The organism is Pseudomonas sp. HN2 (assembly GCF_020736465.1).
Classification (GTDB): domain Bacteria; phylum Pseudomonadota; class Gammaproteobacteria; order Pseudomonadales; family Pseudomonadaceae; genus Aquipseudomonas; species Aquipseudomonas moraviensis_A.
Genome location: NZ_CP085885.1, coordinates 2,256,857 through 2,273,395, shown reverse-complemented (window position 1 = coordinate 2,273,395; position 16,539 = coordinate 2,256,857). Strand labels below are relative to the sequence as shown.

General features: G+C 51.6%; 10 protein-coding genes and 1 pseudogene. 7 read left to right on the top strand and 4 right to left on the bottom strand.

Features of this window, described 5'->3' with window-relative positions:
- Positions 1-16 precede the first annotated feature (16 nt).
- Genes LIS66_RS10025 through LIS66_RS10005 form a run of 5 tightly spaced genes read left to right on the top strand, consistent with a single transcriptional unit; the run spans position 17 to position 6,940 of the window.
- Complete coding sequence (locus tag LIS66_RS10025) at positions 17-1,162, top strand: tyrosine-type recombinase/integrase (protein WP_227974162.1); 1,146 nt, start codon at positions 17-19, stop codon at positions 1,160-1,162.
- Positions 1,155-3,317 carry a hypothetical protein gene (locus LIS66_RS10020; RefSeq protein ID WP_227974161.1) on the top strand — a complete coding sequence of 721 codons (2,163 nt, stop codon included), beginning with the start codon at positions 1,155-1,157 and terminating at the stop codon, positions 3,315-3,317. The genes LIS66_RS10025 and LIS66_RS10020 overlap by 8 nt, the downstream gene beginning before the upstream one ends.
- A 7-nt stretch (positions 3,318-3,324) precedes the next feature.
- A complete protein-coding gene (locus tag LIS66_RS10015; RefSeq protein ID WP_227974160.1) occupies positions 3,325-5,226 on the top strand; it encodes a hypothetical protein in 1,902 nt (633 codons plus the stop codon).
- 52 nt (positions 5,227-5,278) lie between these two features.
- Positions 5,279-5,842, top strand: a complete 564-nt coding sequence (locus tag LIS66_RS10010; RefSeq protein WP_227974159.1) for a hypothetical protein — start codon at positions 5,279-5,281, stop codon at positions 5,840-5,842.
- Positions 5,843-5,872: 30 nt separating this feature from the next.
- Positions 5,873-6,940: an endonuclease/exonuclease/phosphatase family protein gene (locus tag LIS66_RS10005; protein WP_227974158.1), complete on the top strand. Its 1,068-nt coding sequence runs from the start codon at positions 5,873-5,875 to the stop codon at positions 6,938-6,940.
- A 582-nt stretch (positions 6,941-7,522) separates the two neighbouring features.
- Here the strand turns inward: LIS66_RS10005 and LIS66_RS10000 are convergent.
- The 4 genes from LIS66_RS10000 to LIS66_RS09985 all read right to left on the bottom strand — a co-directional run bounded on the left by LIS66_RS10000 (position 7,523) and on the right by LIS66_RS09985 (position 14,136).
- Positions 7,523-8,536 (bottom strand): hypothetical protein, encoded by a 1,014-nt coding sequence (locus tag LIS66_RS10000; RefSeq protein WP_227974157.1) that lies wholly within the window; start codon positions 8,534-8,536, stop codon positions 7,523-7,525.
- Positions 8,537-8,727: 191 nt separating this feature from the next.
- Positions 8,728-8,922 carry a Mov34/MPN/PAD-1 family protein gene (locus LIS66_RS09995; protein ID WP_265583242.1) on the bottom strand — a complete coding sequence of 65 codons (195 nt, stop codon included), beginning with the start codon at positions 8,920-8,922 and terminating at the stop codon, positions 8,728-8,730.
- Between the two features lie 534 nt (positions 8,923-9,456).
- Positions 9,457-11,064 (bottom strand): LA2681 family HEPN domain-containing protein, encoded by a 1,608-nt coding sequence (locus LIS66_RS09990; RefSeq protein WP_227974155.1) that lies wholly within the window; start codon positions 11,062-11,064, stop codon positions 9,457-9,459.
- 315 nt (positions 11,065-11,379) lie between these two features.
- The gene (locus LIS66_RS09985; RefSeq protein WP_227974154.1) at positions 11,380-14,136 is read right to left on the bottom strand and encodes a UvrD-helicase domain-containing protein; all 2,757 of its coding nucleotides are present in this window, start codon (positions 14,134-14,136) and stop codon (positions 11,380-11,382) included.
- A 382-nt stretch (positions 14,137-14,518) separates the two neighbouring features.
- On the opposite strand from LIS66_RS09985, the gene LIS66_RS09980 reads away from it, so the two are divergent.
- The gene (locus tag LIS66_RS09980; RefSeq protein ID WP_227974153.1) at positions 14,519-15,451 is read left to right on the top strand and encodes a hypothetical protein; all 933 of its coding nucleotides are present in this window, start codon (positions 14,519-14,521) and stop codon (positions 15,449-15,451) included.
- A gap of 57 nt (positions 15,452-15,508) precedes the next feature.
- A pseudogene (locus tag LIS66_RS09975) lies at positions 15,509-16,405 on the top strand (bacteriophage abortive infection AbiH family protein).
- Positions 16,406-16,539: the final 134 nt, after the last annotated feature.

Genomic DNA, 16,539 nt, shown 5'->3' with positions numbered 1-16,539 from the left:
ATCGGGACGCTAAGCGGTGAAAATCAAATATGTGAAGGAGATCAACTGGTCAGGCGGCCCCCTCAGCACCTACGCCATCCTCGATGACGGCCAACTCGCAGAACAGAGCATCGTTCCAGCGCCCACTCTCTTCCTGATACACCTCGCCCAAGAAGGCCAGCAGCCAAATTCCATTCGCTCCTGCGCCCATGACCTACGAAGCTTCTTCGAGGCACTGCGAGCACACGCACAGGACTGGAGGCTGCTCACAGACGCAGACATGTCGGGCTATCTGTATGGCCACCTAAAAATGGCTAGGTCGTGTTCCAACAAGTCGATCAATCGCCACATCTCTACGCTCAAATTGTTCTACGCGCATGCCTGGCAAATTGGGATGCTTGATGCTCCCGTATCCTTCACCTACCACTACATTTCGGATGAGCAAAAGAAACAGGGTGAGGGGAAGAAGCGAGTCAACTTTGACTTGTACAACAGGTACGTCGAGAGAGACATCTTCGAGACGCTACTGGGCGGCATCAAGTCCCAATCCGCATTTGAAAAAGAACGAGACGAGCTAGTTCTGCATCTTGGTTACTACTGCGGCCTACGCTCTGCCGAGGTGACCGATTCCAGAAATCTACAAACGAGTGATTTAAGAAAACGCATAGCTCAGGCCGAAAAGGCCAATGACCAAACAATAACAGTACCGATTACTGGTAAGGGCGAGAAGCTCCGGCAAGTCGACATCCCGCCCAAAGCTTTCAAAAAAATAAAAAACTTTTTGGAAGGAAGGCGGAAGTCTATTTCGGACGGGCCGTTGATATGCACCCGTCGTGGAACAGCCATGTTCGAGGGGCATGCAACTAATACATTCAACGCAGCACGCGCCGCAGCCGCAATCAATATTGCTCAAATAATAGCTAAACTTCATGAGAAAAATCCGCACTTACACTTTGTGACAAAGTCCAGCTTTCTCAATTTAACCTTCCATGCATTAAGACACACCTATGCCACCAACCTAGTTGATTTCTGTTACAAACACGGATACGACCCGTGGCAATATGTTCCCGAGCAAATGGGGCATGAAGATGAAGCCACCACTAAAAAATATGTGATTTTCGACGGAAAACTTCACCGTCGTGAAAAAATTAGGCGTGCTTTGAACGATGATCATGATGACTGATACTACTGATGCTGTTGCGGACGCCCCTGCGAGCTTGTCCACGCTTGCACCAACCCCTATCCACAACTTCAGCCCATCAGATACTTTCGCCATTGTTTCGATGCAAGTCAATAAGGGTAGCAAAGTCGAGCAGCGCCGCGTTGAAATACCAGTGCAATATCATAAATGCCCAATCTTTCGCGCTCTATTGCGATATTTCAACAGTGCAGAATGTAAAAACAATTCGCTAATTGATGCCTATACAAGGATTTTACGGTTCAACGCTCTTGCAGACTGGGCAATCACAGAATATCCGCACGCGCAATTATTACCAGCGGCGGTAATGGAAGACTTCACGCGCTATCTACGCACTGAAAAGAAGTCTAAGCTGAATACCGTATGCGTTTATATGTCAGTATATCGGACGGCATTCGACGGCTTTCTCAACCAAGCATATGGCAAGCCCGCACTAGCCGACGCGGCTGCAGCTGTTCGAGAAGCTTTGGCGTTCATCCCATCCGTTGCCAATCGGTCTGGCCAGGCAACTCCGAGTTTAGGGCAAATCACTAACCAGCCCGAAAAAGACGAACTGAAGATTGTGAGATCGACAATACGTTTTTGCTGTCAATTTCTCAAGGAAATGAATGAGCAGCGCTTAGAGTTACTCCGTGATGAAGGTGTGAAGCAACAAGTCGCTAACCTGCTTGAAAAGTGTAAAGGAGATTACGAACAGCTTAGATATAGCACCAGCAAGACAGATCGTAGTACTGTTTACAAAGCACTCGCAGGGGCCATACTCAAAAGCGAAAACCTGCGATTGAAGGAGCGACTCCTCCACAACAGTGCTGACTTTGCTTACGCCCAGATCGAAAGCTCCTCGCCTTTGACGATTGATGAGGCAAACCGCCTAATTCGCGCAGGCCTTCGTGACTCGGGAGCATTGGATATTTACCCCGAGAATAGCGACCACAAACTTTACTTCCATAATATTGATTACCTATACCTTCTAAAGCACACACCTAGCGAAGAGGTGGCGTTTGCTTGGCTGCTGGCTACTGACAGGGTTCAATTATCCGGAATTTTGGATATGCGGCAGGGGGATCTAAGAATAACCTCAAGCGTTGCTTCCCCCATTTACACTAAAAACCGAAGCGAGCAACCAATTCGCGAGGTACCGATGCATTACTCAAAGTCTCTGCAATACCGCGCATATGCTGATTTTGAGGATCTGAAAAATAGCTTCTACAAACGCTTTCCTGAGACTGGTGATCTGCTGTTCAACTTACCCGTCACTGGTAACCTTCAGAGTGTAGACAGCGTGTTGTATCGGCCATTGGTAATGGCCGCTTTCCAAAGCACACTGCAATACCAAGCGCTCTATGATGCGGATACTAACATTGAAACCTTCGCCGACATCATCCGCCGTGTCGCTTTGAATAATCGCCCCATCTGGAACAATAAAAAGCGACGGCGCGAAAATGCGGCGCTCGGTATCACGGGCCAAAGCCCTACCCCAGTAAAACGTCAAACAATTAGCGTTACCGCCATTGCCCAATCGCGGGCGATCATAGACACCGACGGCGGCAATCCAGGCAATGAAGCGTTTGAAAAATATTCACAAGAGGTTGTTGGAGCAGATGCGACCGCGCACTCTCCAAGCGTAAAAGAAGTTGTATATATGCACGCGAGCGAGACAAAGTATCGCTTGAAAAAAAGAGCATTGTTTGCATCTAACGTTGGCCACCTCATGGTAGAGGACGCGCGCAAGGTGCAAGCGGCTATTCGTGATGAAGTAATGATTAGTGTGGCAGACCTAAAGTTGATGCTGGGTTGGTCGCAGACAAAATCCGACACTGCCGAATTGGAAGAATTTGATGAGTTGCTATTATCTGCTCAACGAGCAGGCTTCACTATTTCTCCATTTGGACAGCTTGAGAAAGAAAGTAAAAAATTCATCATTACCAACGGCATTACAGCCGCCCTACTTCTGAGCTACCGCAACGAGTGCATTAACCAGCTAAAGTATTTCTCCGTCGAAGATGAGTTAAAAGCCGTTGCAATTGCAATGCAAGCGGCATACATAGAGGACGCACTCGAGAAGTTTGACCAAAAAACCATTATTCAAGGCAAGGACATACTTAAGAATTACACCTTCCCCGTTCCTGTCGTAAGGTAAACAAGCCATGCAAATCAATCCAAGCCCATCCGCTCTGTTTACCATGTCACCTGAGTCGCCAACCATCGCGAATAAACTTGGTGATGATTCTTTCCAGATTCAGGATCCTATTACAGGCCTTTTCTACATAATCAATTTTGCCTGGAAATGCTCCATGCAAAAAAGGCTCTATGCACAGATGTGTTTCCTGAAAGGGGATATTTCACGGGGCCATGCAGACGAGAAAGGACGCATCGTTGTAAGTAGTCTTTCAAGTGCACGCCAAGAAATCGCTTACTTACGCGACTTTTGTGAGTACTGGGAGATAAACTTTGCAGATCGAGCGCTCCAATCTCTGTCTAGGCTTGAGATACAAACAATGCTCCGCGCTTTAATGGTAAAAAAGGAGAATAATCAGGACGGCGACCTCATTCTTGGCCCCTCCACAATGACAATGTTCTGTAAGATCCTAGAACAAACTTATACCATGCTCCATTCCGGAAAGCTCGTAGACGGTGTCGTGCACCGAATGACCGGAGCTTTCAAAAAAAGCACAATGGAGCCCTTGCTTAAACATCTGGAAGTAGAATACGCGGTATGGCGTAAAGGCGGGAGCTACGGCTCAATCCCTATGACTTGTGCTTCGTTGATGCTCGCTGAAGCGATCACCCAAATAGAATCAGATGAAGCAAAAATCGCGGCTATATTTTTTACTCAATGGCGTAGCGAAAAGACGAAAATCACAAGCTGGTTTGGTGAAAAGGATCGCCTCGCCCTTTACAGAAGGATACAGACGCCGGGATACGTATTGTCACGTTTTGAACGAGACTGGGCGCCGTCTGCGATAAAGCTTGGTAACGCAATCGATGCAGCAACCATAGGGCACCACGCATCTTTGCCATGGAAAAACCAAGGCGCGCTCAGTGATTTTTGTTGTGAGCTTACTAAGGCAGCCTTGACCGTCATCACATTATTGAGCGGATTTCGCATTTCGGAAATCAATGGAATGCGACTTGCAGATTACGAGCAAGAACCGGACGGTTCTTGGTGGTTTACATCCGAAAACTACAAATCAGAATCAGGGCTCGCGCACCCAAGATCGTTACACGGACTTGCCGCAGAAGCAGCAACACTCATGAAAAACCTGTCGGCGGTGGATACGGAGAAGTTCAACCTGCCGTTACTCCATAGAGCTTACAGGTCAGAAGCTTTTCTTGTCGCCCGTGGCACTGGCAAATTTAGCGATGAGCAATGGTTGGCAGACGCAGGCTACGGTCTATTCGCATTGAGGGGTTGGTTCAAGTCTTTCTATAAGACTCATGTCGCAGAAAAGTACCCCGATGCTGGCAAGATTCATAGTGAGGTCTCGCCTCACCAAGCCCGTCATACCTTTGCAGAGTTTGCACTGCGCAGATTTGATGGGAATGTCATGGAAAAGATCCGGGAGCATTTCCGCCATTCATATGGCTCTTTCCATACCAGGCGCTATACCCGCGAGAAACTGAGCGAGTCTGTTCGTATCAGCATGGAGCGCGACTACGCCAAAGAAGTGATGGGCCGGATTGCACATGGCAAATTGGACGATCGCTTCTATGGGCCAGCGGCCAAACGCATTGACAAAGAAATGGCAGAAATTTCCGTGCTCACAGGAGATGAATTCGATGAGCGCCTCAGTGCCTTGGCTAATGAATTTGAGCGGTTTACCGCATTCGAATGGGGCTATTGCGCACTGCGCGCTAATGAGCAGCATATCGCGAAGTGCCATGACCCTAAGACTGGTACGCCGAACGTAGATCAACGCAGCACGCCGGAAGTCTGCGCCGGATGCCCTCACAGTATGAACAATAACCTGCAGAAGCGCTTGAGCGCACAGCGATCTCACACCAATTCATTGCAGAAAATCATCCTCTCAAGGCTCTCGGGAATATGAGTGGAGAAGTCGTTCGGAAAATCGAGCGCCGACTGGAAGAGAAGGTAACGACATGAAATTCAGCCTTGGTCAGTATTCCAATGTTCCTGAAGCCCTTGAAGAACCTGCATGGGTGACTTCCACCACGAAGCGGAACCTTTACTTGCACGTATGTAAGGCTTTTGATCGCATCAAGGCGTCCATGGAGGCGGGCGAAAAACTCAGTGTCAAAGAAAGAAGAATCGTAGCTCGCAACATTGCCAAAGACAGTGGTGTCCATGACAGCTTGCTGAACAAACGCCGTCAGCCTGAACTCAATGAGTTGATCCTCCAAAAGAATGCTGAACTTGAAGAACTGTGGAAAAGCCTTTCAGCCACCCAATACCGACCGAGAATAAAGCGCACGAAGGCGGTCATACAGAACGAGCTTCGTTCCCAAACAGCTGAAATCGAACGCCTAACCAATCTTCGTCTTTCGGAGGCGCTCACTGCGGCCATTGGAAACCAGATGGTCGATAGCCATAGAAGCCTCGTAAGCACCATCGAGTATCTTAAAGCTGAGAACGCCGAGCTTCAGTTGCGTAATAGTGAACTGAGTAAGCAGCTTCGCCAGATGATGAAGGCCATCAAAAACTGATGCCTACCAAATTTTGCCATAGAGTTCCTAATGCTTAAGTTTTTCCGCTACATCGCTGTTTGTCTTTTACTTTGCTGCACCAACGCCCTCGCGGCTACAAGCATAGGTACCTGGAACCTCGAACATCTCAGCATCCGGGACACGAAGGATTTTGTCGCAATAGCGAAGGTTGCAAAGAAAGTCGATTTTCTTGCCGTTCAGGAATTGATGAGTGAAGAGGCTCTCGCCGCATTGGCCAAGGAACTGACCAGACAAACCGGCAAGCAATGGAGCTTCATGGCTTCGCACGCTGTGGGTCGATCGACCTACAAAGAAATGTACGGCTTCGTGTGGAAGGATGAGGCTATCGCGTATGAAGACGGGGCTGTGACCTATCTCGATCGAAAGGATACATTTGAACGAGAGCCTTACTCTGCTCGATTTAAATCGCTCACTGACAATTCCTATTTCGTCGTTGCCACAGTCCACATTCTCTACGGCAAAAGCCAAGCCGACCGTGCCTCAGAGATAGTGGCGCTCTCGAATTATTGGTCGTGGCTGAAAGATACCTACCCAGGCAACAGCCAGATCATGCTGATGGGTGATTTCAACACCCCGCCTACCTCCCCTGCCTGGGATAGATTGGACTCAAGCGCAAGACCACTTGTACTGAATGGCGCAACCACCCTTTCCACCACGGACGGAAAATTCGCCAATCTCTATGACAACATTTTTGTCAGCAAGGACTCTACAATGAAGGTCAATTCGGTGCAGGTGTTCGACTATCCAAAGCACTTGGGCCTGACCCATACTCAGGGTCGACGCAGCGTATCTGATCATGCACCCATTTTTCTAAATGCCGACCTCAGCAAGGGAGGCAAAGGCTCGACGTCAATTACAACCCGCCAGGTAGAGATCAGCGCTACGCCAGTTCAAGCTGGGACAAACAAAAAATCAGTCAATGTCGCCATTATTGGCAACCGGAAAACCTTGGTTTATCACCGCCCGGATTGCCCGTCATATGATGCGGTGTCAGAAAAAAACCGCGTGTCTTTCGATAGTGAAGCAGATGCGGTTAATCAGAATTTTCGCTTGGCGGGTAACTGCAAGAAAACGTGATGCCCGGCTGTGTGAGCGGTTTCCCGATCAAGAAATGTGAGTTAAATGCTAACGTACTTGAGGCAGCTTAAATTTTAAGACCCGCCAAAGGTCAATCAGGACACAGGAGCTTCGCGTCATTCGGGTTCGCAGGCCCAGTGCCACCGCCCATGCAATGGACGAGTTAGAGCTGACCACTATATCTTAAGAAAACTCTCGGCCCGTGATCGCGAGATTCAGGCCGGGCAGCCCTTAGGGGCAAAGGGCGAAGGCCAGCCGTTGAGTTAAACGGTATTGGACTACGACATGACGAAGCCCCATTCACCACACAGGTCAGCGGGCAGTACACCATCATCCTTGAACATCGATGCGAAGGCGCTCCAGCACTTGGTCTGACCGCCGGTGAATGATGCTCCTCTCCGAGCCATCTGGCTCTCAAGTATCCGGCCAATCTGCGCTATATCAGAGTTGAGAATGGCCAACGGGCCAAGCACAACTTTCTGATAAGGCGTCGTCACATTTCAACAATAGCTGTCACCCGTAGAGCTTGAAAAGCACCACACCGCGAGCATCAAGAATGAATGGAAATCAGGGGTGACTCACCTAGGTTGGAACGTAAGATCGATTTTCAAAAAATTCACGGGCGTTCGCAACGTACGCGAGTGGCTGCAAAGGACTGAGCTTCCTAGCTTCTTTCACGACAGAGACAGTTCCGTAAATCGCCGTGGCTAATGTCATTACCCCCGCTGCATAATCGCGAGCCCCACCTTCACCATTGAAGCAGACACCTGCTGAGAGGAGAGGAAGTAGTGAAGTGAACACTATCTTCCCAAAGGACGGCTTCATCGCCTCTTCAATTTCTTTTAAGTCAAACTTGCACTCTTCTATAAAACTCACTGTACTTGCCGCACGTAAAGAAGCGTTCGACATGCCAGCTACATCAATGCAATGTTTCTCCACAGCGTAGCGAAACTTTGGCAAAAGATGACCATGCTTTTGTCTAAATCTTAATAATTGCTCGACGGTTACACTCTCAGCAGGAGCGGGTAAAATGTTATTCAAAATGACCTGCCGCGCCTTATTGAGATGAGGAGTTGCATCGGTTGAAGGATTGCTCCAATTGCGTCGAGCGAATCCTTTACCGTCCGTCAGTGGTATTGCATCCACTCCCTTCATTGCGCCCAAACAGCCTGCAAGATAAAACATGAAATCGTCAGCAATGTCTTCCCGCAGATCATACCATCCCCGATCAACCTCAAAAGCGAGCCCTTGCTTACAGAGAAAATTAGGCACATCCTCCAGCTTTTCCGCATGAACACGTTTGTATCCGAGTTGAGGGGTCTGACTTGCGAAATAACCACCCATGTATTTTTTGTCAATATAAGTGATGAAGTTTTCCGAAAAATTAGGGCACCGATGTAGATAGTGCCCAGGAACAACAGGCCGTACGAGCCCTTCAGATAGAAGCCCCTGCATAAAAAAACTAAGTTCGTCCGGTTCTTCCAGAGTCATCATCGGAACGATTGTTGATAGCTCGTCCCAGTAAAGTAATGCTCGTACGCTCCAAGCATCGTGAGGAAGGCTGATAAAAGGAAAATAAAGTGCGTTATTGGTCATTTTCTTAAAGTCCATTTCAAATGGCGAGAATCAGCCAGCAAAGTATAGAGTGAGCCATAGCTACCTGTCGGAATTTAAAGATAAAGATCCATGATCTAACTGCTCCAGCATATTCATCACAGGCAGGTTTCCAGGTGTCTACGAAGCTAAGGCGACTCCACCGATCAATCACCCAAGTACAGTATGCATATTTATCTGCGCGAGGATACATCGCTTTCTAGTGCTGAACATGTCTCAACGTTCAGCCCTTTGCACCCAACGATCAAGGCCAGTAGGAGGCGGGGGTCGCGCCGGTTAGCAGCCATCATCTTCCACTCACTCAGGTCGCTCCAAGACGGCGTTGGATGATTTTGCGGATGGGTATGTCTCTCTCCAACATATCGCATCAAGCCTTGGCTTTCTTTCCAACGCCTTATGGCGTGCTCGTAGTGAAAATAGGCGTGCGCTCAAAAAGGAATTTGAATCGCCTGTCGCAGAAAGAGGGCTCAGTTGCTTCGATGATCTCTAAATGCTCGCCACGCACATGGCCAAGTAAAATTCCACCCGCCTCCTTTGAGTCAAACCCCACCTGGATGTACCGTCTGAACACCTCTAGCGGTTGCTCATGCAGATACACCAACTGTGATTACCAGGAACAACCCAGGTCGCTAAGTGCGGCATGCTGGGCACCCAACGTGCGGCAGTGGCGAGCGGTCTGGGGTTGCTGGCAGGTAGCTGCAATCTATCAGCCTAATGGAGAGCAATGGCCAAGATTTGCCACCTATCCAAGCCAACACAGTGTCCAGCGCGAGCGCCGCACCTTGAATCGACACCGATGCGGAGAATGGCACTTAGAGGCCTTCACAGCCTTGTCCGGCAAAGATGGGTTGCCGAGCAATGCTAATGTGAAATAGCCCGTAGCATTGCTCACTAGATGGCCCCTAGTCATCGAGGCTAGGAGGCTCATCAATCTCATCGATCTCACCAGAATCGTCCGACTCGAAATCTTCATCCCGTCCTCGAATCCAATTATGATCAAACACCTCCAAGGTGCCAATGAGTCCCTTCTTCGACTTCTTCAACAGCTCTTCTTTCTCACTGACTGCAAGCGCAAGCATCTGAATGGCTGACCTGGCTACACGAAGCGCAGCCAGGGCCGTTGCAGTAAATCTATCAAAGTCGTGATGCTCGACTTCAGCAGCCTCTCTGCACTGGGTGATATCGCCTAGATCATGCAAGACCACGAAGCGGTGCGTGCCGGCGTTTCGCAGGTTTTTCAGGGGGCGGAGAATTCCGCTTCTGGCCTCATAGTCATCGGCAAGCTCGACTAAACCGTAAATAGCATGCACACCCTGGCGCACTATGGATTCGACCTTGGGAGTCAGTGGGGTTTCACCTGCCTTGTTTGGTCGCACGCGCCAGATTTTTCCGAAAAAGATGTCTTGGGGTTTCAGGCCAAGTTCGAAATAGTGATTCGCGGCGGCGGCGACCTTGTCCAAAAGGTCGATGGCTGTGCGGTGCGCAAGGATCAATGCAGACGTAGCCGGGCCGTATAGGGCGTAATCAAGGGTGTCATCGAAGCATCCTGAGGTAGGCCACCCCGCTTCATCCCGAGAGCGCCAGGCCAAATCACGGGCCAGGATGAAATCGCCTTTCATCTGGTTGAACATCGCGAATATCGGCGGGGGCGTTGATCCTTTTCCAGCCTCTCTCTCCAGAATGCCCGGCAGCCGCAACCAATCAAGCTTGCCCATTTCCGGATCTACAAGCTCAACGGACGGGCCAAGAGTCAGTCGCTCTTTCTCAACCCAAGCAACGAAGGGGTCATTGTGCGGCGCCCTGGGTGGAGGCTCTTGGAAGCGATTGAGGAAGCCAAGCATGCCATCCGCTGCCTGCAGTCCTGCGTACTCAATGATTCGATCTCGGTTTTCTCGTCCCACCTTGGCATGCGCAGCGGCCTCTAGTACGGCCAGATCCGAACATAGGCCTATTTGGTAGCTGTAAATCAGGTACTGAGCTGCTGCGTGAGCAGCAACGCCGTTTTTTGGATCTAGCGCTAAAGCTGCAAGTCGCGCGTCGTGACACTCGCTCAAACGCTGGCTATCTGCCAATTGATTAGCGAGATTCGTCCAGCTCTGACTTCGTGCTGAAGCGCTCGCTTCAGCATCCTGAGCCACACTCCAAAAACATGCTCTGGCCTCTGAGCGCAGGTGTCTCGTGTCTTCCTTATGATCCAACCACCCGTTACCGTTGGGCGAATAGCCAATCGAGCTGACAATCGCAGTACCTAAGTTGAAGATGGTATCCGGTGTAGGGTGCTGGCTATGGAGCTCACGATAGAGCGCTAGCCCGTCATCGACCGCATCTTGCTGCTGGCATTGCACTCCAGCGTTGACTAATGTGGCTGCGCGCAACTGCATGCTGTTGAGCCGATTCCGCCCCTGAAGGCTCAGCGTTCTCGCCTGCTTCAATGCCTCATGGGGATCAGTGTTTGTGAGGTGATCCAATTGAGCAGCTATCTCGCCAAAATCGTGAGAGTCGTCTACCACGATCTTTCCCCTCCAGTTATCCGCCTATAGGGTTACGCCCCATGAACGCTCGATATATCGCGCCCTGAGCCTGCCCCTTCATGGGTAATGGGCATTGCATCAACTTGCTTCTCTGTTACCAAGAATCGCTCGAAGCGCGGGACGATCAGCTCTTCTTACAATCAAATCAACCATGACGAGGTTAAACAGGGCGAGCATGCAGATGCCTGCCACCCAGCAAAAAGTGCTGCCTTGTTCAGAACGTCCAGAGCGACGCTTATGTATGTCCCCATTTTTGACCCTGGACGCGGTCGAGCCAAGATCCAGCCGACGGAATCAATACCGGCGACGGGTCAACTTTGGCTGTTGGGCTCCCTGCCGTCTCGGCTTCTCAGGCTTGTATTTGCAACGAGGAAAGCCCGAGCAGGATTTGAAATCACCGAACTTACCCGTGCGCTGAAGCACGACCCCTTGCTGACAGACGGGGCATCGTTCCTCTTGGATCGGTTCGCCCTTCATGTCCGTAACCATAACCACACCGTCTTTCACCAGTTCGGCCAAGAACGGCGAATTTCTGGCTGTCACGGTGAACATGGCGACCGACCTGCGCGCTCGAGTCAACGCAACGTAGAAAAGCCGCCGCTCCTCTCCATGCAGGTAAGTGTCACCCTCCGGCATCACCAGGTTAAAGACAGGATCATTTCCTTTCAGGCTAGGGAACCCTCCAACCATCATCCCTGGCAGCAATACGTAGTCGGCTTGGTCGCCCTTTGAGGTGTGGATGGTTTTGAATTTGAGATCAAGCTTGTCGCCGTAGCGCTGCTCCCATCCCTGGGGGATGAACTGAGCATCGGATTTGTAGCGCCCAAGGACGAAGACCGATATCAACCTACCGCTGGCTCCTGGGGTGACGCCGGTCGACAACTGCTGGTAAAGGTCGTCCAGGTACTGCCGCAAGCCATCCCGAACCTGATCCCTACTGGACAGTTGAAACGCCTGGAATGCAGGGCCGATGGGCTCCGTCACAGAGATCACAGTCTTCTGCAATTGAGCCGGGTTTTTAGCCACAAACTGGCTGGAGGCATCACAGATGGCCTGTGGACACCGGTAAGTTTTCTCAAGCCGGAATACCTCTCCGTGACCATACCATTCCACGAAGCCAGTCATTACGCTCACATCGGCGCCTGCGAACCGGTTGATCGACTGCCAGTCATCTCCCACAGCGAACAGGTGACTGTGAGGCTCTTGAACCAACGCCCGGCATAGCCTCGCACGCGCGCGCGAGGCGTCTTGGTACTCATCAGCCATGACCAAGCGATAAGGCGACGGGTAACCACGTTCAAGACAATCTGCGGCCAGGTTGATCATGTCCTCAAAATCGATCCCACGGTCTTCTTTCAGGGCGGCATCCCACCCTTCGATCACCGGGATCGCGAGTTCCAGGAACATTTTGTACCGGAACTTGAAGACGCTGATCGGAAGAGCATCGTACCGTTCGTACAGCATCGTCGCCGTCAGGCTATTACTTTTGTAATGAGAGATGAACGATCGGAGCACCTTCACCAGATCAATATGATCCAGCGGTACCAGGCCGGAGTCCGGGATCGGACGGTCGGGGTTTGGATCTAGCTCCACGCCCCGCGACGTCAGCTCGTGGGACAGAAAAGCGAAGATCTCACCCGTCCGCAATTGGTGTGAAGTGGACTCGATCAGCTGCGTGCCGTAGCTGGCATGCGTCTTCCGCTTCCAATCGGCTCCTTCCGCATAATTCACGAAATGCGCGGGTGCCTGACCCTCTGCATCGAAGGCAAAATGCTCGTGATAGAGATTCAGCTGCGGATAGTAAAAGTCGGGCACATACTGACGGTGATCGGCGGTTGCAGTGTCGTGTTCGTAGGGTCGCTCATAGGCGTACTCAACACCATTGTAGAAGAGCCAGTTGGCGATCAAACGCTCTTCCTGGCTCGCGACATGTTCGCCATTGAGTGTGATTAGCCGAGCCTCCCCTTCCCTGTCGAAGGCCTCCGCTACATCTCTTAGCGGCGCAGCGGAGTGATCTCGTCCAAAGACCAGACGGAAAAGATCCCACTTGGTGCGGAACTCATCTGACCGGTCTTTAAGCGTATCGACAATCACCCCAAGCTTCTCCAGCCCGAGATCCGCCTTGGTAGCCCACTTCGGGACGCTTGGTTTTTTGCCTGTAGCGCCGCCAATGATTTTGAGGCCCAGTGAGTGAAACGTGAGCGCATTGATCGTGACACCGGCCATACCTAGCCGTGCGAGAGACTGAGCGCCCCTTTCCTGCAGCTCTTGTGCAGCATCCTTGTTGAAGGCCAGCATGATGATCTCGGATGGGGCCACGAAACCGCGATGAACCGCGTAAATCGCCTTGGCAACCATCGTAGAAGTCTTGCCGGAGCCGGCGGAGGCAATAAGCTGAACCCGGTTGTCGAAGCAAACAACGGCTTTTGCTTGCTCATCATTGAGCTCTCGTGACTCGACATTATCCAGAAGATCTGAGCAAGCATCGAGCTCTCGGATCATGTGTACGTGATTACGAGCTTTCCAATGCTCAGTCCAGTCCTGAGACCACTGACGCAACCGTCCCTGCACGCGCGACTGGTTATCTTCCATCGCTGCCTGGATGACTGGAGAATCAAACAACGCCTTGAGCTTTGCAGCATCGATCCCCAGGGCACCCTTTTTGGAGAGAAGCTCCTGCTGCATGTCGTGTGTCAGCCAGCGATGCTCTGCATCTGCTGTAGCCGCGACCCGTTCGACCTCTTTCAGCCAGCCCGTGATCTTGGCGTAATAAGCCCGAAAGTGCTGCTTGCTCGTTACCGCTAGAAGCTGGTGATCCAGGGTGCTACGGGCTGCGTGAGGCAAACCAACAAGATGAACTTCATGACCAATCCAGACAGTCACGTTCGTCCACAGCAGGCGCTGATGAAAGCGCAGTGAGGAGAACGCTTCGAGAGCTATCGGATACGTTTGGTTGCCCAGCGTGACGCTCAGCTCATCATTTTCGATGGTCAGACGCCAAGAGGCCGCCCTTCTGAAAAGACGCGATAGAAAAGAAGGTCGCCATTCCATTGTCATCCGCCAACCACACCGCAAAAAACAGGGAGTTTATCAGAGGCCGAAAGTCATCAGGGGCCGCAGTGCGAGGCGAGACTGGTGCGACTGGAAAACCAGCAGGCCGAAAAAACATTCCCGAACGCGGCCCCCAACGTGACGCCATCGAACCGAGGGTTGCCGGGGTGTAAAGCGGCTCGGTATAAGGAACCCCCATGCTTGTAGGCCAGCCCTCGATTGGTAGACTGATGGCCCATAGCTATAAACCAGAACGCTAGAGCTGTCCGTAACATATGGAGCGCAACCGTATCGGCTACCACGCAGTCGTCGGCAGGATGACCGTGGTTTCATGCCCGATATGAGGATTGGATTTAATCCACCTTTGATATGAGGGGTTTGCATGGGCATCAAGATGGATCACGCCTTCGACCAGAATGGCGATCGTTGGGAAGCTGACACGTACACGAAGGGAACTGGCGCCGAACCTCTACAGTGCCAATGCGGCACTCCAGTCGCTCACAATCCTCCCTACACCAAAGAGATGTATGACAAGCCGGTTTTCGTCCAGGGCTATTTTCGTCTCTATCCTAAGGGCGCTCACGCCGCGAACTGTCGCTTCGGAGTGGATGAGGAGATCAATGAAATTGCCAGCACTTCTGAAGACTTAATCGAAAGCATCCAGCACAACCGTTACCGGATGCGGTTGGTCATGATCAAGGAAGCCCTGGAGAAAGCCGGACGCCCCTCTGGCAATGACGGCGGTGCCCGTGCGACAGCCGGTAGAACTTACACGCACAACCCCGGCCTCCTACCTGCGTACATCAACTCCGCCAAGCGAGCCCTGAAGCTTCGCGCGCTCTGTGACAATGACCAAGACATCGAACAGCACCTAGAGCTGGTGTTTGAAGGCAACGTGAAGGTCGCCTGGAATCAATTCTATTTCGAGACTGAGCGTCACGCAGAGGCGTATTACGCAGTGTCGCACAACACCGTTCAACACCCCATCGCGATTCAGGGCGCCGTGAGCAGCGTAAGGACTGAAATCAGAGGTGAAAAATCCAAGAACGTCATCAATCTGCAAATGAACAAATTCCGGGCCGACCCCGACGACTCTGAAAATGGCATCGGCCTTGAGGTCAGCATTCGGGCCAAAGATCCGGCTTGGATTAAAGGCATTGAGAAGGACGATGAGATCGTCGTCTTGGGCATGTGGAAGCACTCCAGTACCGCACCCGAGAAATCGCCCAGACAGGGACGCTTCAAAACCCTCGCCAAGCGCAGATTGACCTTGAACCTAGTTCTGAAGGCTCAAGTTTCCAAAATCGATCAATGACCTTCACGGCACAGAGGGCGCCGCAAAAGCCAACGTACGCATGCATCAGGAACCCTCATGACCAGTAATACCCTTTACATCATTGGCAACGGCTTTGATCTTCACCATCGCCTTCCGACGCAGTACTGGCAATTCAAGAACTACTTGGAAAAAGTGGATCGTGAGGTGTTCGACTGGGTCGAAAGCTATATCGCCATCGACGAAGACTGGGCGGAGCTTGAACTTTCGCTTGCCGACCTGGACACCGAGGACATTGTCACCGAACTGGAGGGCTTCCTCGTTCCCTACTCGGCTGAGGATTGGAGCGATGCTGGCCATCACGACTTTCAGTACGAAGTGGAAAAGGTCGCGACCGGTTTGTCGGCTGGGTTGCAGCAACACTTTGCGAACTGGATCAGATCCATCCCGATGCCTGGCCGCGATCAGGTTCCCCAACTGCTGACCTCCCTGGACAAGGATGCCGCCTACCTGACATTCAACTACACCAGCACGCTGACGAAACTGTACGACATTGCTCCAGAGAACATTCTGCACATCCATGGTGAGGGCGAAGACGAAAGCTCTGACCTGGTGCTTGGTCATGCACGGGCAGTCGCTGATCGCTCGTCGCTCCAAGACGGAGTGGACGAGAACACTGATACCCGGCTTGCGGAGGCGATGGGCATCCTGGATGACTAGTTCGAGAAGACTTTCAAACCGAGCGTCAAGATCATCGAGCAGCAAAAGCTTTACTTCGAAGGACTGAAATCGATCACTCAGGTCGTCGTCCTCGGCCATTCCCTTTCCAAGGTGGATGAGGCGTATTTCCTGGCGCTCGTTGAAGCCTTGCAGGCTAGCCCGCGTTGGACGGTGGCGGTCAGGTCGCTCAATGAGAACACGAGCAAAGCAGCGTGCCTCATCGATTTCGGTGTGCCCGACGAATGCATAGACTTCAAGCCATGGTCGCAACTGTAGCCAGCCTGCATCGACGCTCGCGGCCATCTATTGATAGCCAACGCCCTGCCCGACCTGCGCCTGACATCAGGTGCGTCAGTTCGGCTCGGAGTGTGACATGCCCAAGCGCCTGCCACCGAGCGGCATTGATAATT